Source organism: Gemmatimonas aurantiaca T-27 (assembly GCF_000010305.1).
GTDB lineage: Bacteria > Gemmatimonadota > Gemmatimonadetes > Gemmatimonadales > Gemmatimonadaceae > Gemmatimonas > Gemmatimonas aurantiaca.
The window spans coordinates 2,466,318-2,491,952 of record NC_012489.1; the positions used below are offsets into that span (position 1 = coordinate 2,466,318).

The following is a 25,635-nucleotide window of genomic DNA, read 5'->3' on the forward strand; positions in this document are numbered from 1 at the left end:
CTGATATCAGGAGAGCCGGGTCGCCCCGCGTGCGCGAATGGCCGACAGGCACGGTTCGCAGTAGCAGGACATCGGTTCTGGCGCGGCAGAAGGGGCTGGACGTTCGGTTGTCAGCAACCCCGGAAGATAAGCCACTGCCCGGCTGCACCAGCAGGCCGACGCATCACACGCGCCGGCCGCCATGGTGCACCCGTTCTCCACGCCGCAGGAGGGGCAGCGGCGTGGATCCGTGGACAGGGCGGGAGGAAAGGACACACTCCCTTTACGTTGTCGGCCCCGGGATGCTGAAGAGGTCGCGGCGTCAGCCAGAGGTGGGGAGATACATCCGGAAAACACTCCCCTGCCCCGGTACGCTCTCCACATGGATCGCCGCATCGTGGGTCCGGGCGATCCCCAGCGTCATCGGGAGCCCCAGCCCCCGGCCCACAAACTTGGTGGTGTAAAACGGATCAAAAATCCGATCGATGTCCGGCGCTTCGATGCCAACCCCCCGATCGGTGACCCGCACGCAGACGTACCGACCGGACTGCGGCACAAAATCGCGGGGGAAGATGTGTGTGTTCGGCACCTCGCGGCCGTCCACCATTTCCACGGCGATTTCGATCTCGTGCGGCGTGACACGCGCCGATTCCCAGGCATTCGACAGCAAGGCGAGCAGGGCTTGCTGCAACTGGGCTTCGCTGGCGGTGACTTTCGGTACCGAGGTGGGCAAGGAGGTGGTGAGCCGGACACCGGCCGGCGCGGAAGCCTGCAGAATGGGCACCATGCGTCGACAGATATCCGCCATGTCGAGCGACTTCATGGTGGCATGCGACAGTCCCAGGTAAGTGAGCAACTTGGTGCTCACTTCCGCGGCATTGGCGGCGGCCTGACGCGCCGAATCGATCAGTCGGGTGACTTCGGTCAGCCGCGGGAGTTCATCCGCCGCGATGTGCAGCGACAGCATGACCACATGGAGCTGGTTGTTGAAGTGGTGGGCAATAGCCCCCGCCATGCGATCGAGGCTTTGCGAGCGTTCGAGATGGTGGGTGAGGGTCTCGAGACGAGCCCGTTCCCGCTCGGCATCGCGGCGCGGCGTGCGATCGACTCCGTACACCACGTTCCGCTTTCCCACCGAGAGAAAGCCCCACTCGATGTCCCTCACCGACCCATCGGCACACGTCACCCGCGTTTCCATGGGCTCGATACGTCCCTGCGTGCGTATGGCCGCATTCACACGCGCCGTCCAATCGTTTGCCACCTTGGCGCGATACACCGGGTCCGGATAAGCCAGCGGCCACCAGGAGGCTGCGTCGGAGAAATCGGCCGCCGTGTATCCGAGAATCTCGGTGAGGTGGCTGTTGACGGTGACCGTGGTCTGCTCTTCCCCTTCGGAGAGCAGCACAATCATGGGCGTGCCTTCCACCATCACCCGGAAGTCGACCTCCCGCTCCCGCAGCATCGATTCGAGATGCTTGCGTTCGGTGACGTCGTAGTTGTGCCACACCCGGCAGTTGATGCGACCATCCACCTGCAGGGGCGTCCAGTCCATCGCGATGACACGCCCGTCGGTGAGCACCACCTCCATGCTGCGTCGCGCCCGGCTACGGGCCTGCCAGTCACGCACGCGCTGCTGCTCGTAGAGCGGATCGAACCAGCGCGAGCGGATCATCTGCAGGATGTCCGATGCGGAGTGCCCCAAGAGGGCGGCGGGGGGAATCATGAGGCCGTACAGATCGCAAAACGCCTGATTGGCGAACTCGACACCGTGACTGTCACTCACCACCAGAATGCCATGCGGCAGCATCCGCACCATCTGCTCGAGGACCGCAAACGACTGGAAATCTCTGGCGTGTTGCAGAGGCGGTCGATCGCGCGCGGCCATCTCGAGCGCCTCTTCCAGCTCCATGTTGCGATCGCTGCCTATGGTCACTCAACCTCCCATCACCGAGGGGATTGTGCGCAGCCGGCAGCCGATGAATCGGCGGACGTCGACGATTGGCCCTAACCACAGACTGACAGCGCGCCGTGCAGTGATTGCTGCGCGGTGCTGGACACGGTCACGTCGACGGCAAGACCCGCTGGACACTCGACTTCCGCGAGGAGGCGAGTCGCCACATGGGCGCACATGTTCTCTGGTACATGTATTGCGTATGCGACAAAACCCGTCAAGCACCCCTTAGGGGCCATATTCTCCACGAAGGGCAGCAATAAAAAAAAAACGGTGTCGGCCCCGAGGGCACCGACACCGTTCAGCACGACACACGCAAACACTGGTGATACGGAAAGACACAGAGCGGGCGACCGGACTCGAACCGGCGACGTCCAGCTTGGGAAGCTGGCATTCTACCAACTGAATTACACCCGCAAACAACACGGCAGCCCTGCGGCCGTCACGTCAACGCAACTTAGTGGTCGCGTGAGACCGAAGTAAGGGGATGCCGTGTGCGACGACGACTACTGACCGCGCACGTTGAACGTCAGCGACGCACCGGTGGCCAGACGCGCGGTCACGACCTGCGCACCCATCGCCGGCTGCAGCGTGACCGAGGCCACGCCATTGGTTCCGGTGGTGTTCTGCAGGGCGCTCAGTGTCCCCGCCGTGGTGCTCCAGGTGACGGCCAGCGACGGCACCACATTGCCGTACTGATCGAGCGCCCGCACCTGCAGCGGCGCACTGGTCTGCCCGACCGTCACCGTTTGGTTGTCGCCATCGACCAGTGCAAACACCGCCGCGGCGCCGGCCGTGCCGATGGCAATGATGGTGTCGGACACGCCACTCACCAGCGTCGCGGTCACCCGCTGCACACCGGCCGTGCGGCCGAGGGTCCACACGGTCGCAGCTTCCCCGTTGGCCGCCGAGGCAGAGATTCCGAGGCTGACGGACCCACCACCGGACAACACGGCCCACGCGACCGGAGCGCCTTCGAGCAAGGCACCGTTCTGGTCACGCACCAGAGCACCGATCGGACTCGCCAAGGTGGTGGTCACGCCGGCGCGCTGGCTGTCCGTGGCTGGTGTGGCCACGATCGTCGTGGCCACGGGGCCATTGCTGGCCACCGACTCGCTGCTCCCACAGGCACTGACACCGACCATGCCGGCAATGCCAAGAGCGCAGAGGACCGCGAGCCGTGTAGCGGCCCGACGAGGCGACCCCGATGGCGACCCCGATGGCGACCCAGATGGCGACCCAGATGGCGACGACGTGGCGGCCAGTGGCTTGAACGACTGCGGTTTGCACGACAACGACATCAGCGTCTCCGAACTAGAGGCACGGGGCATTCGATCATCAGCAGGGGCCTGCACGCGGAACACGTACCCCAGAATACCCGGGCGGATGCAACGGGGTCACTGCGCTGACACACGCGGGCGCGTCTCCCCTACGCCCAACAGACACAGATCGACCACCCCTGCGTCGCGACCGCAGATCCCACAAAAACGAAAAGGCGCCGTTGGGCGCCTTTTCGGAATCGCGAGGTACTTGATGCAACCTCGATAAGAGCCACAGATCGGGATTGAACCGATGACCGCCCGATTACGAATCGGGTGCTCTACCACTGAGCTACTGTGGCATACGGTGAAACCCAACTCACCGCGTACAACGGACCATGCCCTGGCGCGGACTCGAACCGCGAAGCCTTTCGGCACCACCCCCTCAAGATGGCGTGTCTACCAATTTCACCACCAGGGCGAGGGGCTCGGCCGAACAGACCGAGAACCTACGACTACACGTACTGAGCCCATACAACTACGGGAGCGACGGGGCTCGAACCCGCGACCTCTCGAGTGACAGTCGAGTGCTCTAACCAAACTGAGCTACGCCCCCAACACCGATACACCACCTGCACCTGCGTCCTACACGACTCATACTGAGCCGATAGCTCCAACGGGAGTCGAACCCGTCTCTCGACCTTGAAAGGGTCGCGTCCTAACCGATAGACGATGGAGCCGTTGGAACTCCGACCGTACCCAGCACCTTCAGTAGCGGTAACGGGATTCGAACCCGTGTTCCAGCCTTGAGAGGGCCGTGTCCTAGTCCCCTAGACGATACCGCCAAACGCCCAACACATCCTAGACAGGCCCGGAGGGAATCGAACCCCCAACCGCCGGTTTTGGAGACCGGTGCTCTACCAATTGAGCTACGGACCTCCGGTGGGCGGCAGTGCTTCGCGCCCCCCAGTGATACTGTGTGACTCAGGGTGACCGACGGGAATCGAACCCGCAACCCCCGGAACCACAATCCGGTGCTCTAACCGATTGAGCTACGGCCACCATGGACGATCGAGCAGCGGCACCGGGAACGAGATCCCAGTCGTTTCAGCACAATCGGCACTCCCGTTGGTCCACACCGTCGAGCGGCGCATTCCCCGGGAGACGCAAACGGTAACCGGTCGAACGATCGATTTCAAGCGGTGGTGCGAAGGAAATTGCGCAAAACGTTCACGAAATATCCACGCACCACGAGATCACCGATGTGATCAGTCCTTCGCGCGATCGAGATACTCACCGGTGCTCGGATTCACGCGCACACGGGTCCCCTGCTCCACGAATTCCGGCACGTTCACCGTCACGCCGTTTTCGAGCTTCGCCGGCTTCGAAGACGCCGTCTTCGTGGCACCACGCACCACCGGCGCCGTCTCGACAATCTCGAACACCAACGAGTTCGGCAACTGAATGCCGATCGGACGCCCGTTGTAGTACTCGGCCAGAATCTTGAGGCCGGGCTGCATCCACGGTGCCGAGTCGCCAAGCGCTTCGTCGTCGAGCTCGAGCTGGTCGTAGTTCTCGCTGTTCATGAAGTGGTACGTATCACCACCCTGATACATGAACTCCAGCTCGTGCGTTTCCATGTCCGCCTTCACGATCGTATCCGCGGCACGGAAACGATGTTCGAAGTTGGAGCCGGTGCGGAGATTCTTCAGCTTCGCCTGCACCATCGCGCGCAGATTGCCCGGCGTATGGTGACGGAACTCGATGACGCGGCACGGATCTCCCTCGAAAACGAGGACCATGCCACGACGGATCTGGGTTGCGGAAAAAGCCATATCGATCGACCTGCGAACAGGTTATGCCACGTGAAAATGCCTGACGGAACACCAGTCTCAGCCAGAGCCCGGATAGTCAAGCCTTGATACATAGCGCGTCCTACCGCGCTCCGGAAGTGACAGCCCCACCGGCGCGCCGAAGGACCACGCCTCAGGGTGTCGCGGGCGGCGTACCAGACGGCATACCAGACGGCGCGGCCTGGAGTGCCGCCAAGGCCGGTCCCAGTGACCGCCACACGGTCTCGGCCACACGCTGGGAGCCCACCACGTTGGGGTGAATGCCATCAGCCTGATTCAACGTCGCGTCACCCGCCACCCCGTCCAGCAGGAAGGGCCAGAGCGGGATGCCCGTCTCACGGGCCGCTCTTTCGTAGGCGGTATGAAAGCGCGTCGTGTAGCTCCGTCCGAGATTCGTGGGAGCCTCCATCTGGACCAAAGCCAGCGACACACCCGGCTGACCGGCCCGCACGGCCGCCACCAGCTTCACCAGATTGGCATAGGTGGAATCGGGATCCACGCCGCGCAGCCCGTCATTGGCCCCCACTTCCAGGACCACCATGGCGGCGGGTTGGTCCAACACCCACCCCGCCCGACGCAGCGCCCCGGCCGAGGTCTCACCGCTCAAGCCGGCGTTCACGATCCGCACCGCATACCCGGCCGAATCGGCCTTGGCCTGCAGCAGTGCGGGATACGCCTTTTCGGGATCGAGTCCCAGACCGGCCGTGAGGCTGGTGCCCAGGAAAACCACCCGCTGCACACGCCGCGCACCGCCCGCCGAAGACGAAGCGGCGCCATCTGTGCCCTCGGGTGTATTCTCCGCCACGGACGCCGGAGCCGCCGCTGAATCCGCCGCCCCCGTACTGCCGTTGGTGGATGCACGATCCGCGCTGCAGGCCGCGACCAGCACCACAGCCGCGCCCCACAGTCCCTGTCCGATCCGTCGAACCTCTGATTGCCAACGCATGCTTGTTGCCCGTGGCCTTACCAAGGAGTACCTGAGCGGTTCGCAGCCCCTGACGGTGCTGCGCGATGTGACCTTCGATGTGCCGGCCGGCGCGTTCGTGTCCATCGTCGGCCCCTCCGGCAGCGGCAAGACTACCCTACTCGGTCTGCTCGCCGGACTCGATACCCCGTCACGGGGAACAGTGTCCCTCGACGGCGTCGATTTTGGTGTGCTCGATGAAGACCGGCGCGCCAAACTGCGCGGAGAGAAAGTTGGGTTCGTGTTCCAGAGCTTTCAATTGATCCCGACGCTGACCGCCCTCGAAAATGTGCAGGTGCCACTGGAACTGGCCGGCCGCGTGAACGTGCGCGAAGCGGCATCACGGGCCCGTGACCTGCTGGGACGTGTGGGACTCGGTGATCGGGTGCATCACTTCCCACAGCAGCTCTCGGGCGGCGAACAACAGCGCGTGGCACTGGCACGGGCCTTCGTGAATGACCCGCGCATCCTGTTTGCCGATGAACCCACCGGCAATCTGGATGGCGCCACGGGTGAACGCATCGTCGAGCTGCTGCAGGAGCTCAATCGCGAGCGCGGCTGCACCATCGTGCTCGTCACGCACGACGCCTCCCTGGCGGCCCGTACACAGCGTACGATCCGTTTGCGCGACGGTGTCATCGTCGAAGACATCCGTCACGACCAGAGCCCGGCATGAGCACTCCGGGCATGTCCGCGGGCGCCATGCTGCGACTGGCCTGGCGGGAGAGCCGTTCCGCCAGGCGTCGTCTGGCCTTGTACATGTCGTCGATCGCGTTCGGCGTCGCGGCCCTCGTGGCCATCGATTCGTTTGCCAGCAACGTCACCCGCTCCGTACGCGAGCAATCGCGCACGTTGTTGGGCGGAGACATGGCGCTGCAGGCACGCGCGGCCTTCCCTGCCGTGGTCGACACACTGGTCGATTCATTGGCCACGGTTGGCGTGCAACACGCCCGGGTGGCCAACTTCACCTCCATGGCTCTCATGGAGTCCACAGGCAACACGCGATTGGTGCAGGTGCGCGCGGTGTCGGTGGGCTATCCGTTCTACGGCGAGATCGAGACCGTCCCCGCCGAGGCGTGGCGACGGGTGCACGAAGACACCGTGGTGTTTGTCGATCCGTCGTTGTTGGTGTCGCTCGAAGCCAAGGTGGGCGATCAGCTACGTCTGGGCCAACAGGTCTTCACGATCGGCGGCACGCTGGGCAATGTGCCCGGTGACGCTGGCATCACGGCGGTGATCGGCCCGCGGATCTACGTGTCCGATCGATGGCTCGAGCGCACCCGTCTGCTCTCCTTCGGCAGCCGGGTGGAGCACGACCTCATCCTGCGCTTGCCGGCACAACTGGCATCGACAGAAGGCGCGGAAACGCTCAAGCGGGATCTGCGTCGGCGCATCGACCCTCGTCAGGCAGCGCTCGACGAAGCCCGTGAAGCGCGTGGTGAAGAAGAGCGCCAGGGGGGCGACGACGAGGCCAGCGACAGCACCGGTGGCGCCACGCAGGCCGCGCCGAGTCGCGACATGCCCGTCACACTGTCGGCGACCGATACGTTGGCCGACAGCGCGTCGGCGGCCGCCGGACTCACCAGCTCCGCGCCGCGCACCCGCGTGCGAATCCGCACTGTCGCCGACACCGAAGAGGATTTCACGGAAGCCGTGTCGCGCTTGGCAGACTTCCTCTCGGTCATCGGCCTGATCGCGCTATTGCTGGGTGGCATCGGTGTGGCCAGCGGCGTGAACGCCTTTGTGTCGTCGAAGATCGACACGGTCGCTGTGCTGCGCTGTCTTGGGGCGACCAGCCGGCAAGTGCTCACGCTCTACGTGGTGCAGGCTGGCGCGATGGGATTTGTGGGCGCCACCGCAGGCGCTCTGCTTGGCGTGGCGGTGCAGTTTCTGCTGCCGGGCATCGTGTCGGACTTCCTGCCACTCGATGTGAATGTGGCGCTCGAGCCATGGCCGTTACTCCTTGGCCTCGCCACCGGTGTGTGGGTATCGCTCGTCTTTGCCTTGCGCCCGCTGCTCGCCCTGCGACGTGTGTCTCCACTGCAGGCCATCCGTCGCAATGCCGATCCGTCGGCCCTGCCGAAGGAGTGGAAGGACATGGCGCGGCTGATCGTGGACGCGCTGCTCGTGGGCAGCATCGTCGCCATCGTCATCACACGCATCGGCAATGTGCGCGAAGGACTTGGCATCACCGCCGGCATCATCGGGGTGGTCGCCGTGTTGTGGGTGGCAGCGACGCTGCTCATTGCCGCCGCGCGGCGCAGCTCGCGCCCCTCGTGGCCGTTCGAATTGCGACAGGGTGTCGCCAATCTGCACCGCCCGGCCAATCAGACCCGTGCCGTCACGTTGGCCCTGGGCTTTGGCGCATTTCTGCTCAGCACCGTGTACCTCGTGCAGGCCAACCTGCTGAGTCGGGTGCAGGCGTCGGCCGAGGGCGCAGCGGGTAATCTGCTGTTCTTCGACGTGCAGGACGATCAGGCGGCGCCCATCGATTCCCTGCTCCGGGCCCGTGGCCATCCGGTGGCGCAGCAGACCGCCATCATCACGATGCGTCTCGATGCCATCAACGGTCGCAGCGTGAGTGCGCTGCTCGCCGACACGACGGTGCGTCGCGCGGGCTGGACGCTGCGTCGTGAATTCCGCTCCACCTATCGCGACACACTGGTCTCGTCGGAGAAATTGGTGGGCGGTGCCTGGTTTGCCCCGGCGGCCGAGCGCGCGGCAGCGCGTGAAGCCAACCCCGATCTGCCGTTTGCCGTGTCACTCGAGCAAGAGCTCGCGCGCGACATGGCGGTGAACGTCGGTGACACGCTCACCTGGAATGTGCAGGGCGTGCCGGTGCGTACCGTGATCGCCAATGTGCGCACGGTGAACTGGGCACGGTTCGAAGCCAACTTCTTTGCCGTCTTCGAATCGGCCGCCCTGCGTCGGGCCCCACAGCAGTTCGTGATCATGGCCAATGTGCCTGCGGGCGACGCCGTGGCCGCGATGCAACGCGATGTGGTGCGACGTTTCCCGAACGTATCGAGCGTCGACCTGTCGCTCGTGCGTCAGACGATCAATTCCATCGTCAACCGCGTCACACTGGCCATTCGATTCCTCGGGTTGTTCTCGCTGGCGATGGGCATCCCGGTGCTCTTCAGCGCCGTTGCAGCCACACGGCGCGCGCGCCTGCGCGAAGGGGTGTTGCTGCGCACGCTGGGCGCCTCACAGGCGCAGGTGGCACGTGTCCTGTTGGCCGAGTACGGTGCGCTGGGTGCGTTGGGCGCACTCACGGGCATGCTGCTCTCGTTCGCGGGGGCCTGGGCACTCACCCACTTTGTTTTCGAGGAGACTTTCAACCCGGCCGTCGGTCCCACGTTCATCATCGCGGCAGGAATGCTGTTGCTGACCATGGCGATCGGCTTGCTCACCAGTCGCGATGTCTATCGCGAGACGCCGATGATCGCGATCCGCGAATCGGCGTGAGCAACACATCGTGACCAAAAGACAACGGGCGCCCTGCACTGGGGCGCCCGTTGTCTTTTGGCTCAGATGTTGTTCGGTCAGCGCGATCCGATGACGCCGTAGTTCACCGCGACGCCGTCCCGCAACGCGATCCAGACACGCGCGCCCACATACGGGCGCAAGGTCGAAGGAACCGACACCCGGCGTGTGCCACTGCCGTCGGTCATTCTGAGCCCGCCCTCGGCGTCCAGCACACCATCGATGGCCGGCACGCCGTCGGCAGCTCGGACCACGTAGTTGGCCACGACGATATCGCGGGGCGTGACCTTCACCCCATGCACCACGACCTCCTTACCCACGAGCCGCGACATGCCGTTGGTGGCCATCCCACTCAACGCCACCGTTGCCTCGGCGGTTTTCAGGACGACCTGGCGGGCCGGCTCGTTGCCCTGAAAAGCCAACACACCGCGCAGCGAATCACTGCGACTGCGACTGGCTCCGGTGCCACCCACCAGGCGAGCGGCTGCGGCCCGCGCCATAGAGTCTCCCAGAGCCTGTGCCCGACGCGACATTTCCGCGCCCAGGCTGGAGGTTCGTGGCATCTCACGCGGCGCCGCTGCTGGCGTGGTGACCAACACCCCATCGCCAGCTCCCGTGGTCAACCCGCCCACGGCACCTCCCGGCGTAACACCTGACGCCCCGCTGGCGAGCTGCGCTTCCACGGCGGCGCGCACGGAGTCGAGTGAGGTCGGTGCGCTGCGGCCCGCGCGGGCAATCAACGAATCCCCTCGGAGCGCCAGCGAATCGAGACCGGCGACATCCCCCTTCACACTCACCGAGCCGTTGTCTCCCAGGCATCCCGCGAGCAGAGCGCTGGCCAACAGCACGGGGATCGTACCGGGTCGGACACTCGAATGACGGTGGGTAGGCATGCGATCGCGCATACTGAGAACCTATGGGTTCTCAGGGCGCCGTCAACGTTACGATGCCGGTGTTGACCGAAGTGTGATCCGGAATGCGTCGATCCGTGTACTGGCGACCCCAACTGCACATTCTCCGCTGCCGCCATCGAGAGCGAAGCCGCATATTGCCGGGAAGGACAAGACACCCGGCTAGCCTGACAGGGGCGAAAGCGCTGTCACGTCCCCGGCCCACCTGCGCAGATCGTGGTGACATTGTCCCGAATTGTGCGTCAACCTTGGATGGCAGACCCGCTCATGGATGTTGGCGACGTGCGTCGGTCGCACGAACGATGGCAAGATCACAATCGGCGCGGGCTGGCGTTCGCCGCGGCTGCCGATTGGGTGGAAGCCTCCGACGCCTTTGCTGCCGCAGCGGCGGCACTCGCCGACGATCCGACAGAGCCGACCCCGCATGAACCGCTGGCGCTGGTACTTGGCAACCTCGCCCAGGCCTGCTTTCGGTCAGGTCGCGCCGAGGAAGCCCTGAGCCATGCGCAGCGTGCGTGCGCGTTGCGGGTGGCGCTGACAGGCGAAGACAGCATGTCCGCCGCACGTGCGCGCATGGACTTCGCCGTGATGCTGGCCACGGCCGGTCGCCGCGACGAAGCCATGCAGTTGGTGCAGCGTGCCATCGCTGCCGTGGAGAATCACGTGGGCGAGGAAGATCCGCGTCTCACAGTGGTGCTGGAGAATGCTGCTCGCATCGCGCTGTCTGCCGGTGCCGCAGGCAGCGCGGAGCCCTTCCTGCTGCGCTTGCACGCTCTGCTGTCGTTGCACGAGGAATCCACACAATCCGCCGATCACTTGCTGGCCCGCATTGCAGAGGTGCGCGCGATGCAGGCCGCGCCACCGCGGCTGCCTGACGACACAATCGGGTTGCCCGAGGTACCGGAAGAAGCCCCTGCGAGCGCTCCGGACATGCCCGACATGCCGGAGGTCGAGGCCAGCTTCGACACGACCGGCGAATGGGACGACCAACCGCTGCGGGATGCTGTGGCGTTGACTGATGTGCTGCTGCGGACCACACCATCCGGCGTGCCGGCGATCCCGGACCGCGCGCAGGTCGATACCGCAGACCTCACGCCGCTCTCATACTCCCTGTCCGAGCCGGCACCTGCTGACGAGGAACCAGCGGCGCCGCTGGTCCTCGAGTTTTCCGTGCAGCACGGTCTGATCGACGACGAGTACCTCTCGAATTCGTCTGCGACCCCAACGTTGGACCTGGTCGATCCGCCAACCGCGGAGCCACCAGCCGATGAGGCGGTGGTGGATATCGTACACCCTGTCGTGGTCGCGATGGAGGTGGACACGACGATAGGAGCCCCCTCGACCGAGGAGGTGCCCATCGCCGAGATGCCGGTCCTGCAGGCGCCGATCACCACAGCGCCGAGTGCATCGCTCGCGGCCGCCACGCCGTCACGTGGTATGGCGGTGGTGCTTCCCACGCCCAATTCAGGTTCACGCGCGTTCGACAGCTCCGAACTGCCCGATCACGCGTCTCCGCCCTCGTCGCCCTTCGGAGATACGCGTGAAAAACCTGCGTCGTCGGGGCTGCCGTGGTTGCCGTTGGGTGGTGGAGTCGCCGCAGTCGCTGCCGCGGCAGCGTGGTGGTTTTTCCTGCGCTGATGCGTGCCAGGATCGTGCTGCTCGGCCCCGGCTGGCTTGGGGCCGCCACAGCCAGGCATTTGTCCGCACGGGGCCATCAGGTGTGGACGATTTCCCGGCGGGGATCCACCACGCCGACGACACCAACAACGTCACCGGCGGCCGACAGTGCGCGATCAGAGCCTGACGTGTCACCACTGGCACCCATTGCCATTGCGGCCGACCTGCTCGCACCCACGGCGATGGAAATGCTCCACCACCTACTGCCCGAGACAGCGGATCATCTGGTGGTCTGTGTGGCACCGGCGTTCGCACGTGGCGAAGACGCGGCGGTGTATCCGCAGTTGGCGGCCAGCGCAGCGTTGCTGGCCACGCATCTGCGGGTACGGTCTGTTGTGTACGTTTCGAGCACCGGGATCTACGACCGGACCGACGGCAGCGACGTTGATGAATCGTCGACCATCACACCGGACTCTCCCCGAGTGCGTGCCTTGCACGACGCCGAGTTGGCCATACGACAGGCGAGTGGTCCGCACTGCGCCGTACAGATTCTGCGCGCCACGGGGCTCTATGGCCCGGGCCGCGATCCGGCCTCACGCTTCACGGCCATGGCATCCCACATCGACGCCGCCGCAGACGGCGCGTGGTGCAACTTTGTCTGGCGCGATGACGTGGTCTCGGCCATCACCCACCTTATCAGCCGTCAAACGCCCACGTTATTCGAGATCTTCAATTGCGCGGACGGTCACCCCGTGCGGGCGGGCGCAATCACCGCGGCACTGACTTCCGCCGTTCCTGTCATCGGCATCTCTGCAACACCACGCCGAACGCGCAGCAACCAGCGTGTGCGCATCGACAGATTACAGGCGACCGGGTGGACACCGTCCGTGTCGAGCATCTTTCACGGACTCGCACTGCTCGGTCATCATGTACAGCCATCTGCAGCACAGGAACCCACCACGTGAGCCAGACCACGCCTTCGTCGCTGCCCTATGGCCCTGCCACTCCGGCGATCCGTCGTTTTCTGGTACGGCTGGCAGCCTTGGGCGCGTCGGAACGGCAATCGGCCATCGCCAGCTACGGCACCGCTCGTGACACACGGGCCTGGCACATTGCCGAAACCGCGCTGGGCGAAGTGATCGATCGCAGTGGACGCAGTGGTGCGCAGGAAGCGCTGGCCGGTCCGCTCCTGCAACTCGTCCGACGTCCGCAGGCGCCGGCACAGGTACCCGAATCGGCCGAAGCGGCACTCGACACACTCGAACCAATGGCCGAACCGGCACTTGCCGCATTGTTGGCACTGGTGGTGCGCGATCTGCTCGAACCACGCGACTTTGCCACGCTGTACGAGCCGCTGGCTCACGTCATTCCACTCGATGCGCTCACGCCGTGAGCCGCGTGAGCGTAACGAAGCTCAGGACACGGTGTCGGCGCGTGGTTCGGCCGCCAGCATGAAGCGCGGAATCACCGCGAGGAACGAGCTGCCGTCGTCACGCACAAAACGGTAGCTGCCTTCCATCCATCCGTTCGGCGCCTTGAGCACACAGAACGAACGGTATTCATGCACTTGCCCCGGCACGAGATGGGGCTGCTCGCCCACCACACCTTCACCTTCCACCACCGAATCACCCACCGATTCGTCGTGGATCAGCCAACGTCGCGTGCGGAGTTGGGCCGCCTGCTCTCCCACATTTTCGATGCGAATGTGATAGGCAAACACGAACTGCCCGAGCAGCGGATTGGAGCGCTCGCGCAAGTACGACGGGCGCACGGTGATGCGGATACCCGACGTGATGCGGTAGTAGAACGGCAATTGATCAGCGGCCATCGCGACGTCCCGACCTTGTAGGCGAAGAAGCAGGAGAAGTGGCGGGCGAAGTGCCTGATGGTAACACGAGCGGTATTGTAACGGTGGAGCCTTCGGTACCAACACGATTGAGTGACGTCACCGCAATGGTGTTGGCACCAAGTGCGGGTGGCACCGTCCACTGGGTGGTGGTGCCCGGCAGAATCATGGTAACCCACGCCGAGTCCGTCCGCAGCCGGATCATCCACTGCCACGGTGTCGTGCGTCCCTCAGGGGCCAGCACCACGCGCCAGAGTCCGCCGTTCTGCGTGAGCCGCACGGAGGGCGCCGATGGGGGCGCGGCCGTCAGCCATGGCGAGGCCGGCGGAATGGCCAGCGCGGTGTAGGCATCGGCACGCAAGGTGTCGTTCATGCCCGCCTGATTGATCAGAAACGACTTCATGCTGAAGTGGACGTTCCCTGAGGCGGCCGCATTGAGGCGTGTCACCCGGATCTGCTCCATCAGTTCTGCCACCGAAAACGCCCCCGACCCGCGGCCACCAGCACGGGACGTGAAATTGCCGGGCCAGAGATGGCGCGCGCGCTTGTTTTCGGTGGCCCACCAGTCGAGCAGCACCGGGTATGCCTGTTCACGCTTGGTGGTAGGCCAGTACAACTGCGGCGTGAAGTAGTCGAGCCAACCTTCATGCAGCCACTTCCGCGCATCGGCGTACAGTTTTTCGTACGCATCGAGCCCCCGAATCTGCTCGGGGAACCCCGGACGCCAGATACCAAACGGGCTGATGCCAAAGCGCACCCACGGTTTGGTCTTGTGAATGCCGTCGTACAACTCTTCGACGAGCTTGTTCACATTGTCTCGCCGCCAGTCGCTGCGTGTCAGCTTGCCGCCGCTCTTCTGATAGCGGGTCCAACTACGCGTGTCCGGGAAGGCGATGGCCCGCCCGCGCCGATCGTTCTCCGGGTACGGATAGAAGTAGTCATCGATGTGCACACCATCGATGTCGTAGCGTTTCACCACATCGAGCACGACCCGCAGGGTGCGTGCGCGCACCGCCGGCTCGCCCGGATCCATCCACAGGTACCCCGCATAGGGCTTCACCAGCGCGGGGTTGGTGCGGGCGATATGCGAACGCGCCAACGGCGAGCGCGCATCCGTGTGGCGGGCCCGATAGGGGTTGAACCAGGCGTGCAGCTCCATGCCACGCGCGTGGGCTTCCCGTATCACAAAGGCGAGCGGGTCCCAGAACGGTTCCGGACGACGTCCCTGCGCACCCGTGAGATACTCAGACCAGGGCTCGATGCTCGATTCGTACAAGGCATCCGCAGCCGGACGCACCTGGAAGATCACGGCATTGAGCTTGAGCTCTGCGGCCCGATCGAGCAGTGCGAGCAGTTCGGCCTGTTGCTCCGCCGTGCTCAGCGTGCGCTTGCTCGGCCAGTCGATGTTGGCCACGCTGGCCACCCAGACACCACGAAACTCGCGCAGCACCGGAGGCGGTTCTGCACTCACCACCTGCGGAGCGGGCTTGGCGGGGGTGCGTGGAGCCGGTGCGGCCGGTTTGGGCGCGGATGGTGTGGGCGTTGGCGACACCGTTGGAGCCGGCGCGGCCGCCACCGGTGGTGTGACCGGTGCCGGCGTTTCCGGCTTGGGGGAACGCCGTTGACAAGAGATCAGGACGGCGCCGATCGCGATCAGCGCAAAGCGCATCCCCTTCACTTCGCCACAGCCTCCACGCCTTCTCCAGCCACCATGGAGCGCAGTACGCGGCCGGCTCGCGCCGCCGCTTCGGCGATGCGCGCCGGCGACTGGATGAACGACACACGGAAGAACCCTTCGCCACCGGCGCCGAAGCCAGATCCCGGCATGACGATCACCCCTTCTTCTTCACGCAAGCGGTCGGCAAACGCCGCACTGGCGATCCCCCCCGGCAGCGGGATCCAGAGATACATGGTGGCCTTCGGCACATCACAGGCAAAACCGTTGGCGCGAAACGCCGCCACCGACGCGTCACGACGCTCGGCAAAAATCGCCAGGTTCTGCGGCACAAATTCAGCCCAGCTTTCGATGGCGGCCACGCCAGCGGCCTGAATACCCATGTACTGGCCAGTGTCGGTGAACGACTTCACCTTCGTCAGGGCCGACGCGATAGGCGGCGCGGCCACCGCCCATCCGCAGCGCCAGCCGGTCATGTTGTACGTCTTGGACAACGAATGGAACTCGATGGCCACATCGCGCGCGCCATCGATTTCGAAGATGCTCGGCGGCACATACCCGTCGAACCCCATCTCCGAATAGGCATTGTCGTACACCAGCAGAATGTCGCGTTCACGGCAGGTCCGCACCACGCGCTCGAGGTAGTCGCGCGGAGCAATCGCTGCCGTGGGATTGTTCGGATAGTTCAGGTACAACACCCGCGTGCGCGCCATGATGTCGGCCGGAATCTCGTCGAGATCGATGAGAAATTCCGTGCGCGGGCGCAGCGGGTATACATACGGCGTGGCGTCGCTCATGAGCGTGCCACCGATGTACGCCTGATAGGCCGGATCGGGGATGATGGCCACGTCACCAGGCCCCAGAAATGCAAACGCGATGTGCGCGAGCCCTTCCTTGCTGCCAAGCAACGGCACCACTTCACTGATCGGATCGACCGCCTGTGAGAAGCGGGTCTGCATCCACGCGGCAATGGCTTCGCGGTATGGCACGTGGCCAAGCCCGAAGCCATACCGCTGCAGCGCCGGAACCTCGGCCGCTGCCTGGAGTGCCGCCACCGCCTTCGGTGGTGGCGGCACATCCGCATCGCCGGCCCCGAGATCGATCACATCCACACCGGCCACCAGCAGTGCCTTCTTGCGGGCCGGAATGTGTGCCAGTGGATAGATCGGGAACTCGTTGAATCGCTGGGAAAGTCGGGGCATCGACGACGGAAGTGAAGGAGCGGATGAATCAGGACGTCGGCGGATTGAACTGCGCGTGCTGCGCGTCGATCCAGCTCTGGTGATAGGCCTCGTCTTCGATGGGCATGGCCTGCTTCGCGACCTGGAGCGGACGGAAGCTGTCCATCATCACGGCGAGTTCGTTGGTGTGCGTGGCCCCGATACTGGCCTCTGCGCGACCCGGATGCGGCCCGTGTGGCAACCCATCCGGATGGTGCGTGATGGAGCCGTATTCGATGCCCTTGCGGCTCATGAACTCGCTCGAGGCATAGAACAGCACCTCATCGGAATCCACGTTGCTGTGGTTGTACGGCGCCGGGATCGCATTCGGATCGAAGTCGTACGGACGCGGGCAGAACGAGCAGATCACGAAGCCATCACCTTGGAACGTCTGGTGCACTGGCGGCGGCTGGTGAATGCGTCCGACGATCGGCTCAAAATCGTGGATGCTGAAGATCCACGGATAGAAGTAGCCATCCCATCCCACCACATCGAGCGGGTGGTGATCAAGCACGAGTTCATTGATCTGGTCATACTGCTTGACCAGGATCGGGAAGTCGCCCTTCTCGTCGTGTGGGGCGAGTTGTTCCGGCCGGCGAATGTCCCGTTCGCAGTACGGCGCGCCTTCCAGCAACTGACCGAACTCGTTGCGATAGCGCTTGGGGAATCGCACATGGCCGCGGCTTTCCATCACGAGCAGCTTGGTGGGCCCCTGCGACGGATCGAGACGCCAGCGGTGCGTGATGTTGCGGTGAATGACCACATAGTCACCAGCACGATACGCCTGTTCGCCGAACACCGATTCGAGCACCCCACTGCCTTCGGCCACATACACCACCTCATCCGCCTGTGAATTGCGGTAGAAGTGTGTGTCGGTGACGCTGGGCTCCACGTACAACATGCCGATATCGCTGTTGAACAACAGCGGAATACGATCGAGTGTGGCCGAACCGCCCTTCGCGGCACGTGCCGTGCGGAAGTGACGATGCCGTAGCGACGTTTCGGTGTCCGCTTCCCAGATCACATCGCGCACCTTGCGGGCCGACTTGACCGTAGTGGGCGGATGGATGTGATAGAGCAATGACGACGTCCCCACGAAGCCTTCATGGCCCATGAGCTCTTCCGCGTACAGGCCGCCATCAGGGCGGCGGAAGACCGTGTGCCGCTTACGCGGCACCGTCCCCAACTGATGATAGATGGGCATCGTCGGCTCAGAGGTTGCCGCGGAGTTCTTGCTCGCGCTCGATGGCCTCGAACAGGGCGCGGAAATTGCCCTTGCCAAAACTCGTGGCGCCCTTGCGCTGGATGATCTCGAAGAAGAGCGTCGGGCGATCTTCCACCGGCTTCGTGAAGATCTGCAGCAGGTAGCCGTCGGGATCGCGGTCCACGAGGATGCCCAGTGCGGCCAGTTCTTCGAGCTTCTCGTCGATCTTACCCACGCGCTCCTGCAGGTCCTCGTAGTACGAGGTTGGCACGGAGAGGAACTCCACGCCGCGATCACGCAGGGCCGTCACGGTCGCCAGGATGTCGTCGGTGGCCAGCGCGAGGTGTTGCGCGCCGGGGCCGCCGTAGAAATCGAGGTACTCCTCGATCTGCGACTTCTTCTTGCCCGATGCCGGCTCGTTGATCGGGAACTTGATGCGATCGTTGCCATTGGCCATCACCTTGGACATCAGCGACGAATACTCGGTGTTGATATCGGTATCGTCGAAGGTGATGAGATTGCGGAAGCCCAGCACGTCGGCGTAGTAGCCGACCCACTGATTCATCTTGCCGAGTTCCACATTGCCGACGCAGTGGTCGATGTACTTGAGACCCACGTCGGACGGCTGATAGTGCGGCGTCACGGCCTTGAAGCCCGGCAGAAACACGCCGTTGTAGTTTCGACGCTCGACCAGCGAGTGAATCGTGTCGCCATACGTGCCGATGGCGGCAATCACCACTTCGCCGTGTTCGTCGGAGTAGACCTGCGGCTCCTGAATGGGAATGGCGCCACGGGCAATCGCCGTCTCGTAGGCAAGGCGGGCATCGTCCACCCAGAGTGCGTAGTCACGCACACCGTCGCCATGACGGTGCACGTGTTCGGCGATGGGGGTGTCCGCCGTGATCGACGTGGTGAGCACCAGTCGGATCTTGCCCTGCTGCATCAGGTAGCTGGCGCGATCACGCACACCCGTTTCCGGGCCGCGATACGCAACCAGTGAATAGCCAAAAGCGGCGCGGTAATAGTGACTCGCTTGCTTGGCATTGCCGACATAAAACTCGACGTAGTCGGTGCCATTGATCGGAAAGGCATCCTGCTCGGTGCCGATCTCGGGGGTGGTCAACGTGGCCATGGGCGCACCTCAAGTGATGGAAGTGATCGACGGCGCGCGCAGCCTGGGAAGGAAGTGGCTGGGCGCGACACACAACGCGATGCCGAACGCGGCACCGGGCGGGCGATCCTTCCGATCAGATGTGAGACCGCGGCAGCGCGGCGATCCAGGCGCGCTGCCGCTGATCCTCCGAGAGAGGCGAGAACAACATGAGAGGAAAGTTAGTGCAGGTGCAGGACGAGAGTCAGCGCGCGACGACCGAGTGTTTCCGGCGCGCCTACTGCTTCGCGATCAGACGGTCCTTGATCTTGTCGTACAGCCCCTGCGTCAGGATGCCCTTCTGGACGAGCTGTGCCTTGTTGGCGTACGGCCGCGCGGCGATGATGCGCGCCGCATAGGCCTTGCCGATCCCCGGCACGGTCTCGAGTTCGGCCGCCGAAGCGCGATTGATATCGATCGGCACGGTCGCCTTGGGCGCGATCGCGGCGCTCGCGCCAGCCGCGGACGCCGCCGCAGCGGCCTTGCCGCCTGGTGTCGGAGACGCAGCCTTCGCGGCCGCCTGCGCGTCGGCCGACGGCAAGGAGACAAACACCGTGGCCACGGCCGCAGCGGTCACCGCCAACAGGCGCAGCATGGCACGAGGGGAAAACCGAAACATGGATTCCTCCTGGGAGAGCGGGCGGGATCACGCAGCGGACTACCTAACTTCTCGCGCCTCCCTGAGAGGCGCCAGCAGTCCCCTGGTCCTATCCGTCAGCGGCGCAATTGTTTCCCGACCCGGCCTGCCCCTTCCCAGACGCCCCTCCCCTCCGTATCAATTGGGAGTTGAACAGTCGGGATGCAGGGTAGAACTTGTTCACGCACCAACTTCAGCTCCGCGGCATCCCGCTGCGGCGTCTCAGAAACTGTCCCCATCTGGATCTTTCGGAGCATGTCTGTGATTCCCGCATTCAGGATCAGCGCCGGCGCCATCGCCAGCGCTCTGACCATCGGCGCGATCGCGCTTCCCGCCCAGCAGGCGGCCCATGCCGGCCATGGCGCAGCAAGCGTGGCCGCCCAGGCGCCTGCCGGCCCCGGAGTCTATGAACTGGCATCCGACGGCAAGGGTTCGCTGTTCGTGGCCTTTGCGGGCTCGCGCGACAAGCCCGGCGGCGGCCTGATCACCTATGACGCCGCCACGCTCAAGGAAAAGAAGCGTGTCGAACTCGGCAGCTCGGCGCCGTACGGCATGGGCATCAATTCCAAGACGGGCATCCTCTACACCACGAACACGCGCGCCGGCAACATCACCGCCATCGAAGCGGCGTCGGGCAAGATCGTGGCGACCATCACCGATCCGACGGAAGCCAACGCGCACCTCTTCCGCGTGCTCGTGGACGAAGCGTCGAACACGGTCTACGCCTCGGTGACCGGCGGTCGGATCTGGGTGATCGACGGCAAGACCAACACGCTCACCCGTGTGCTCGAGAACATCGGCGCGACCACGATCGGTCTGGCGCTCGATCCGGCCAGCAACCAGTTGTACGCGGCCAACATGGGCCACAACCAGGTGGCGGTGATCGACCTCAAGTCGGGCCGTGTCACGCGTCGCATCAGCACCGATGGCAAGCGCTCCAGCATGCTGGCCCTCGATGCCGCCACGTCGCGCCTGTTCGTGTCCAACCAGGAGTCGGGCGACGTGTCCGTGATCGACCTGAAGGAGAACAAGGTCATCAAGACCATCCCGACCGGCGGTGGTGCGCTGGGCATGTCGTATGTGCCGCAGCACGGCCGCGTGTACGTGGCCAACCGTCAGGCGGGCACGGTGTCGATCATCGACGCGAAGACGCTCGACAAGGTTGCCGATGTGCCGGTGGCCGGCTATCCGAACACCGTGTTCGTGGACGCGAAGGGCGATGTGTTCGTGACCTCCAAGCTCAAGACGGCCAAGGATGCGCAGCCGGCTGGTGATCTGGTGGTTCGTATGAGCGCCCCGACGCTGGTTCCGTAATACGGCATCATTTTCGGCACAGAGCCCCCGGAATCTTCTTGATTCCGGGGGCTCTGTCTTTGTCACCACTCCACCACGGCTCTCACGACACGGCCAGTTCCGGTCGATCGCGGAAGTAGGCCAGTGATTCCGGATTGGCCAGCGCATCCTGATTCTTCACGGGCCGCCCATGGATGGTCTCACGCACGGCCAGCTCCGTGATCTTGCCACTGATGGTGCGCGGGATATCGGGCACCGACACGATCACCCGGGGCACATGATGAGGACTGGTGTGTTCCCGAATGCGCCGGCCAATGGCCTGCTGCAGGGACGCATCCAGAACCTGCCCTTCGCGCAGCCGTACAAACAACACCACGCGCGAGTCCGGTCCGTCGGCGCTTTGGTAGCGCTGTTCCACCACGAGCGACTCGAGAACCTCGGGGATCTGTTCGACCTGACGGTAGATCTCCGCTGTGCCGATGCGCACCCCGCCAGGATTGAGCGTCGCGTCGCTGCGCCCATGAATGATGAGCCCATCATGAGCCGTGAGTTCCACCCAATCGCCGTGTCGCCACACACCGGGGAAATGCTCGAAGTAGGCAGCCCGATACACGGCGCCATCGGGATCATTCCAGAACGCCACCGGCATGCTCGGAAACGGTTTGGTGCACACCAACTCACCAGGTTCCTGCGTCACCGGCTGCCCCTCGTCGTTCCACACATCGACAGACATACCCAGCCCGCGCATCTGCAACTCGCCGCGATACACGGCCCCCGTGGGGTCACCCAGCGCGAAACAGCTCACGATGTCCGTGCCGCCACTGATGCTGCAGAGCCGAATCGACGGAGAAATATCCCGGTACACGAAGTCGTAGCTGTGTTCTGCCAACGGGCTGCCGGTGGAGAGGATGCTGCGCAACGCGCCGAGCTTCACACTCGTGCGCGGAGTCACGCCTTCCTTCTCCAACACCGCGAGATACTTGGCGCTGGTACCAAACACCGACACCCGCTCGGCCTCGGCCATCCGCCACAGAATGGCCGGATCGGGGGCCAGCGGCGCACCGTCGTACAGCACCACGGTCGCGCCGAGTGCGAGCCCGGAGACGAGCCAGTTCCACATCATCCACCCGCAGGTGGTGAAGTAGAACAACACGTCGTCGGCATGCAGGTCCGTGTGCAGCGCCAGTTCCTTCCAATGCTGCAACAGCGTGCCGCCGGCGCCGTGCACCATGCACTTGGGCAATCCGGTGGTGCCCGATGAATACATGACGTACAACGGATGATCGAACGGCAGGCGCACGAACGACGGCTCCTGCGCGGCAGCATGGGCCGCCAGCACCTGATCGAACGTTTGTGCACCGGCAACACCACTGACATCGGGCGTCGTCTCGAGATACGGCACCACCCACACCGCCCGCAGCGATGGAATGGCCGCTGCGATCTCGGCGAGACGGGGCAGACAATCGATACGCTTGCCCGCGTAGCGATAGCCATCCGCTGCGATGAGCACGGTGGGGGTGATCTGTCCAAACCGATCGAGCACCCCCTTGGTGCCAAAATCGGGAGAGCAGCTCGACCACACGGCCCCCAATGATGCCGTGGCCAGCATGGCGATCACGGTCTCCGGGAGATTGGGCATCCAGCCGGCCACACGATCCCCGACGCCGACTCCCTGCGCGGCCAGGGCTGCCGCACACTGCGCCACGCGCGTCGCCAGTTCGGCAAACGTCAATCGTTGCTGTGCCCCCTGCTCGTTCCACGCGACAATGGCCAGCCCATCGTCCCGTCGGCGCAGAAGATGTTCGGCAAAGTTGAGTCGTGCCTCGGTGAACCAGCGCGGACCAAGCACCGGATCCGGCGGTGCCATGCGGTCCCCACCCACCAGGACCTCACGCCACGGCGCATCGGCAGGTCCGGGACCATCGGCCATGATATCGGCCGCACGCCACACTTCCTGCCAGAAACGTTCGGGATGTTCCACCGACCATCGCTGCAACGCGTGCGCGTCACGTACGGCGGCAGGCACCACCTCGCGTTGCGTCAGATCCTGCAGAAACTGCTGCAAGCGTGTCGCGGCGACCGCGTCCGCGCTCGGCGTCCAGAGTGGCAAAGAATCAGTCACACCACAAAAGGCAGGGGGAAACGATCAGCGCACTTCGTGCTGGGCGAGCATCACGGCACGGCATCCTGGGCCGTGCGCTTCGCAGTACCAGCCGTGGCGATCGTGAAAAACCAGGTGGGGGGCGTCATTCGGCCGCAGTCGCACCCGCACAAGATGCTCCACCCCGGTACGCGGCCCCACGATGGATCGCGCATCGAGCACGTCCACCACGGGCGTCACCGGAAAGAGATCGAGTTGGGTGGGAGCGAACACCTGAGCGTCGTCGTCCGCACGGCGGTTCGACGATCGACGAGGCGGGCTCATCGCGGGCCCTGACGAGTCATGCTCCAATCCTCGCTACGGTACGTCTCCTGCGCCAGCGGGGTGCCCCCGTGGCCCCCCTCATCGGGGCATGCGGGTCATGTCAGGCATCCATCACGGCCTGTACATCGAGCGGAATGCCGCCATCGGCCGGTCCGCGCGAAGCCCAGGACACGGCGAAGAACACCAGCAGCGACGCCACCAGTGCGATCGCGGTGGCCGTCACACCGGCGGGGAATGTGAACGTCTTGAAGTAGGCCAGCGTCTCGAGTCCGAGCGTGACCACCATGCCCGTGGCGATGGACCAGAGCGCGCCGGCCCGCGTGGCCCCCTTCCAATTGAGACCGATGGCCAGCGCCGGCACGAGCGTGGAGGCAAAGAGTCCCCATCCAAAAATGCCGAGAAAGGCCACCACCGCGCCGGACCATTGTGCCACCGCCGCGGATACGAGCGTGATCACCACGGTCCAGATGCGGCCCCATCGCAGTTCGTCGCGCACGCGCCACCCGAAGGCCACCGGCAAGTCATGGGTGAATGCCGCGGCTCCGATGCTCATGAAAGAGTTCACCGTGCTCATGATGGCGGCGGCCACCGCTGCGAACACCAGCGCCGCCAACGGCACGGGCGTGAACTGCAGCAGAAACGCCGGCGTGGCATCGTCCGCACGCAGCAACGGTGCCGCCCGGCCCTGCAGTACCAACGCTTTCATCGCCAACCCGACACCCACGAACAGCAACAGCGTGAGGGTGAGGGCGATGGTCATCATCGTGGGATACCACTTGAGCTTCCGCGCATCCCGCAGCATGAAGTACTTGTGCGCAACATGTGGTTGGCCAATGGCTCCCAAGCCAAACACAAAGAAGAACGACAGCGCCGCCAGCGGCGACAGCTTGCCCCATGGGGAAAGCAGCACCGGATCGTGGGCCAGCAACGTGCGCGAGATCTGTGACAGTCCGCCCGCGCTATCGAGCGCCAGCCAGAAGACCAGTGTCGAGGCACCCGCCATGAGAGCGCCCTGAAACACATCGTTGTAGATGCCCGCCAGAATGCCGCCAGATACCGAGTACGCCAGGACCACGAGCGTGCCGATCCAGATGGCCGTGCCCAGCCCCACATGAAACGTCGCGTCCACCACGAGACCGAGGGCCAGCAGATTGGTGGCCATGTAACTCACCACCGCCAGAATGATCGCGACCGCAGAAAGCCCCTGCGCAGCGGGTGAGGAATATCGTGCGCCGATGGCGTCAGGGATGGTGATCATCTCCCGGACTTCCGCCAGCAGACGCAGACGCTTGGCCAGCATCCACGCGCCCATGGTGTTGGTGAGTGACGCCGGCAGGATGATGAACACCGCCCCCAGTCCCAGTGTGTACACCAGGCCAGGACCACCGATGAATGCAAAACCGGAGAGCGTGGCCGCCATGGCCGAAATGGCCAACGTGAACATGCCGATGCCCTGACCGGCCACAAAAAAGTCGGATGCCGATCGGGTACGGCGGGTGGCCCAGATGCCGATGATCGCCACGACAACGAAGTAGGCGATACCGACACCGGCGATGACGGGGCGCGCGTCGTCGGGAATACTCGACGCTTGCTGCAACGCCAGGAACGTCGCGACCGGTGCAAACGCGGTCACGATACGCGTCCGTCGCCAGGCGATGCCACGTCCTTCGCCTGCACGGCGTGGCGTGCTGCCTGCCGCGCCGCGCGAACCCTGGCGATATCCTCGTCGGACAGCGTCAGCGCATCGAACGTGAAGGCGTACGCCACCGGCAACACGAACAGCGGCAGCAGGCCCACACCGTACAGCACCACGGCAGCGCGTGGCGGAAGTCCCAGCCACAGCGTGCTGGTCACGGTATCGGAGGGCAAGGTCAGCGCGAGCAGGAAACCACCGGCCACCAGCACGAACACCAGTGCCATCGGCCACACCAGACGCCCGAGTGGCTTCCCGTCGCGGGCGGCGCCCAGCACCATCGTGGCCATCATGCAAAACGGCAGGGCCACCGCCATGAGGTACGGCCCCCAAACCGACACCGACGGGGGCAGGAACGCGGAGGCGTAGGCGAGCGCAATGCCCACCGTGCCAAGGACCGTGGCACGCAGCGCCATGCGATGCACGGGCGCGTTCGGGGTATGGGCATCGGTGACAGTCATGACCATGATCA

General features: G+C 64.6%; 22 protein-coding genes and 8 tRNA genes. 6 read left to right on the forward strand and 24 right to left on the reverse strand.

Annotated elements, in window-relative coordinates:
* Positions 1 to 6 precede the first annotated feature (6 nt).
* From GAU_RS22980 to GAU_RS10880, 13 genes are all read right to left on the reverse strand, one after another.
* Entirely contained in the window at positions 7 to 375 is a 369-nt protein-coding gene (locus GAU_RS22980; RefSeq protein WP_083765591.1) for a cysteine-rich CWC family protein, read from the reverse strand.
* On the reverse strand, positions 302 to 1,912 hold the full coding sequence (locus GAU_RS10820; RefSeq protein WP_012683598.1) for a PAS domain-containing protein: 1,611 nt from the start codon (positions 1,910 to 1,912) through the stop codon (positions 302 to 304). The genes GAU_RS22980 and GAU_RS10820 overlap by 74 nt, the downstream gene beginning before the upstream one ends.
* 362 nt (positions 1,913 to 2,274) lie before the next feature.
* A tRNA-Gly gene (locus tag GAU_RS10830) sits at positions 2,275 to 2,347 on the reverse strand.
* 89 nt (positions 2,348 to 2,436) lie between these two features.
* Positions 2,437 to 3,261 (reverse strand): Ig-like domain-containing protein, encoded by an 825-nt coding sequence (locus GAU_RS10835; RefSeq protein WP_231847918.1) that lies wholly within the window; start codon positions 3,259 to 3,261, stop codon positions 2,437 to 2,439.
* A 218-nt stretch (positions 3,262 to 3,479) separates the two neighbouring features.
* Positions 3,480 to 3,551 (reverse strand) — tRNA-Thr (locus tag GAU_RS10840).
* 37 nt (positions 3,552 to 3,588) lie between these two features.
* Positions 3,589 to 3,670 (reverse strand) — tRNA-Leu (locus GAU_RS10845).
* Positions 3,671 to 3,730: 60 nt separating this feature from the next.
* A tRNA-Asp gene (locus GAU_RS10850) sits at positions 3,731 to 3,805 on the reverse strand.
* 52 nt (positions 3,806 to 3,857) lie between these two features.
* Positions 3,858 to 3,929 (reverse strand) — tRNA-Glu (locus GAU_RS10855).
* 32 nt (positions 3,930 to 3,961) lie between these two features.
* Positions 3,962 to 4,034, reverse strand: a tRNA-Glu gene (locus GAU_RS10860).
* A 21-nt stretch (positions 4,035 to 4,055) separates the two neighbouring features.
* A tRNA-Trp gene (locus tag GAU_RS10865) sits at positions 4,056 to 4,128 on the reverse strand.
* Positions 4,129 to 4,177: 49 nt separating this feature from the next.
* Positions 4,178 to 4,251 (reverse strand) — tRNA-His (locus GAU_RS10870).
* A gap of 206 nt (positions 4,252 to 4,457) precedes the next feature.
* Entirely contained in the window at positions 4,458 to 5,024 is a 567-nt protein-coding gene (gene efp, locus GAU_RS10875) for an elongation factor P (protein ID WP_012683600.1), read from the reverse strand.
* 151 nt (positions 5,025 to 5,175) lie between these two features.
* The gene (locus GAU_RS10880) at positions 5,176 to 5,988 is read right to left on the reverse strand and encodes an arylesterase (protein WP_169307664.1); all 813 of its coding nucleotides are present in this window, start codon (positions 5,986 to 5,988) and stop codon (positions 5,176 to 5,178) included.
* On the opposite strand from GAU_RS10880, the gene GAU_RS10885 reads away from it, so the two are divergent.
* Both GAU_RS10885 and GAU_RS20845 read left to right on the forward strand, forming a co-directional pair.
* Positions 5,987 to 6,682, forward strand: coding sequence for an ABC transporter ATP-binding protein (locus GAU_RS10885; protein WP_041265460.1), 696 nt, complete (start codon positions 5,987 to 5,989; stop codon positions 6,680 to 6,682). The two genes, GAU_RS10880 and GAU_RS10885, sit on opposite strands and share 2 nt — an antisense overlap.
* Complete coding sequence (locus GAU_RS20845) at positions 6,679 to 9,474, forward strand: ABC transporter permease (RefSeq protein ID WP_012683603.1); 2,796 nt, start codon at positions 6,679 to 6,681, stop codon at positions 9,472 to 9,474. Before GAU_RS10885 ends, GAU_RS20845 begins: the two co-directional genes overlap by 4 nt.
* 77 nt (positions 9,475 to 9,551) lie before the next feature.
* On the opposite strand, the gene GAU_RS10895 is transcribed toward GAU_RS20845, so the two are convergent.
* Positions 9,552 to 10,397 carry a hypothetical protein gene (locus tag GAU_RS10895; protein WP_156798992.1) on the reverse strand — a complete coding sequence of 282 codons (846 nt, stop codon included), beginning with the start codon at positions 10,395 to 10,397 and terminating at the stop codon, positions 9,552 to 9,554.
* Positions 10,398 to 10,655: 258 nt separating this feature from the next.
* Between GAU_RS10895 and GAU_RS10900 the strand changes: the two genes are divergently transcribed.
* Genes GAU_RS10900 through GAU_RS10910 form a run of 3 tightly spaced genes read left to right on the forward strand, consistent with a single transcriptional unit; the run spans position 10,656 to position 13,413 of the window.
* A complete protein-coding gene (locus tag GAU_RS10900) occupies positions 10,656 to 12,041 on the forward strand; it encodes a tetratricopeptide repeat protein (RefSeq protein ID WP_041265461.1) in 1,386 nt (461 codons plus the stop codon).
* The gene (locus tag GAU_RS10905) at positions 12,041 to 12,985 is read left to right on the forward strand and encodes an NAD-dependent epimerase/dehydratase family protein (protein ID WP_012683606.1); all 945 of its coding nucleotides are present in this window, start codon (positions 12,041 to 12,043) and stop codon (positions 12,983 to 12,985) included. Before GAU_RS10900 ends, GAU_RS10905 begins: the two co-directional genes overlap by 1 nt.
* A complete protein-coding gene (locus GAU_RS10910) occupies positions 12,982 to 13,413 on the forward strand; it encodes a hypothetical protein (RefSeq protein WP_012683607.1) in 432 nt (143 codons plus the stop codon). The genes GAU_RS10905 and GAU_RS10910 overlap by 4 nt, the downstream gene beginning before the upstream one ends.
* Positions 13,414 to 13,434: 21 nt before the next feature.
* On the opposite strand, the gene apaG is transcribed toward GAU_RS10910, so the two are convergent.
* The 6 genes from apaG to GAU_RS10940 form a co-directional block, all read right to left on the reverse strand.
* Positions 13,435 to 13,848 (reverse strand): Co2+/Mg2+ efflux protein ApaG, encoded by a 414-nt coding sequence (gene apaG / locus GAU_RS10915; RefSeq protein ID WP_012683608.1) that lies wholly within the window; start codon positions 13,846 to 13,848, stop codon positions 13,435 to 13,437.
* Positions 13,838 to 15,535, reverse strand: a complete 1,698-nt coding sequence (locus GAU_RS10920) for a glycoside hydrolase family 10 protein (protein ID WP_156798993.1) — start codon at positions 15,533 to 15,535, stop codon at positions 13,838 to 13,840. The genes apaG and GAU_RS10920 overlap by 11 nt, the downstream gene beginning before the upstream one ends.
* A 5-nt stretch (positions 15,536 to 15,540) precedes the next feature.
* Entirely contained in the window at positions 15,541 to 16,743 is a 1,203-nt protein-coding gene (locus tag GAU_RS10925; protein WP_012683610.1) for an aminotransferase class I/II-fold pyridoxal phosphate-dependent enzyme, read from the reverse strand.
* A gap of 28 nt (positions 16,744 to 16,771) precedes the next feature.
* Positions 16,772 to 17,965, reverse strand: a complete 1,194-nt coding sequence (locus GAU_RS10930) for a homogentisate 1,2-dioxygenase (protein WP_012683611.1) — start codon at positions 17,963 to 17,965, stop codon at positions 16,772 to 16,774.
* 7 nt (positions 17,966 to 17,972) lie between these two features.
* A complete protein-coding gene (gene hppD, locus GAU_RS10935) occupies positions 17,973 to 19,097 on the reverse strand; it encodes a 4-hydroxyphenylpyruvate dioxygenase (RefSeq protein ID WP_012683612.1) in 1,125 nt (374 codons plus the stop codon).
* Positions 19,098 to 19,353: 256 nt separating this feature from the next.
* Positions 19,354 to 19,734: a ComEA family DNA-binding protein gene (locus GAU_RS10940; RefSeq protein ID WP_012683613.1), complete on the reverse strand. Its 381-nt coding sequence runs from the start codon at positions 19,732 to 19,734 to the stop codon at positions 19,354 to 19,356.
* A gap of 273 nt (positions 19,735 to 20,007) precedes the next feature.
* Between GAU_RS10940 and GAU_RS10950 the strand changes: the two genes are divergently transcribed.
* Complete coding sequence (locus tag GAU_RS10950; protein WP_052574381.1) at positions 20,008 to 21,066, forward strand: YncE family protein; 1,059 nt, start codon at positions 20,008 to 20,010, stop codon at positions 21,064 to 21,066.
* Between the two features lie 82 nt (positions 21,067 to 21,148).
* Here GAU_RS10950 and GAU_RS10955 read toward each other — a convergent pair whose 3' ends face one another.
* The 4 genes from GAU_RS10955 to GAU_RS10970 all read right to left on the reverse strand — a co-directional run bounded on the left by GAU_RS10955 (position 21,149) and on the right by GAU_RS10970 (position 25,630).
* A complete protein-coding gene (locus GAU_RS10955) occupies positions 21,149 to 23,167 on the reverse strand; it encodes an acetoacetate--CoA ligase (protein WP_012683615.1) in 2,019 nt (672 codons plus the stop codon).
* 24 nt (positions 23,168 to 23,191) lie between these two features.
* Entirely contained in the window at positions 23,192 to 23,470 is a 279-nt protein-coding gene (locus GAU_RS10960) for a hypothetical protein (protein WP_012683616.1), read from the reverse strand.
* A 100-nt stretch (positions 23,471 to 23,570) separates the two neighbouring features.
* Entirely contained in the window at positions 23,571 to 25,103 is a 1,533-nt protein-coding gene (locus GAU_RS10965; protein ID WP_012683617.1) for a sodium:solute symporter family transporter, read from the reverse strand.
* Positions 25,100 to 25,630 (reverse strand): hypothetical protein, encoded by a 531-nt coding sequence (locus GAU_RS10970; RefSeq protein ID WP_169307541.1) that lies wholly within the window; start codon positions 25,628 to 25,630, stop codon positions 25,100 to 25,102. Before GAU_RS10970 ends, GAU_RS10965 begins: the two co-directional genes overlap by 4 nt.
* Between the last annotated feature and the right edge of the window lie 5 nt (positions 25,631 to 25,635).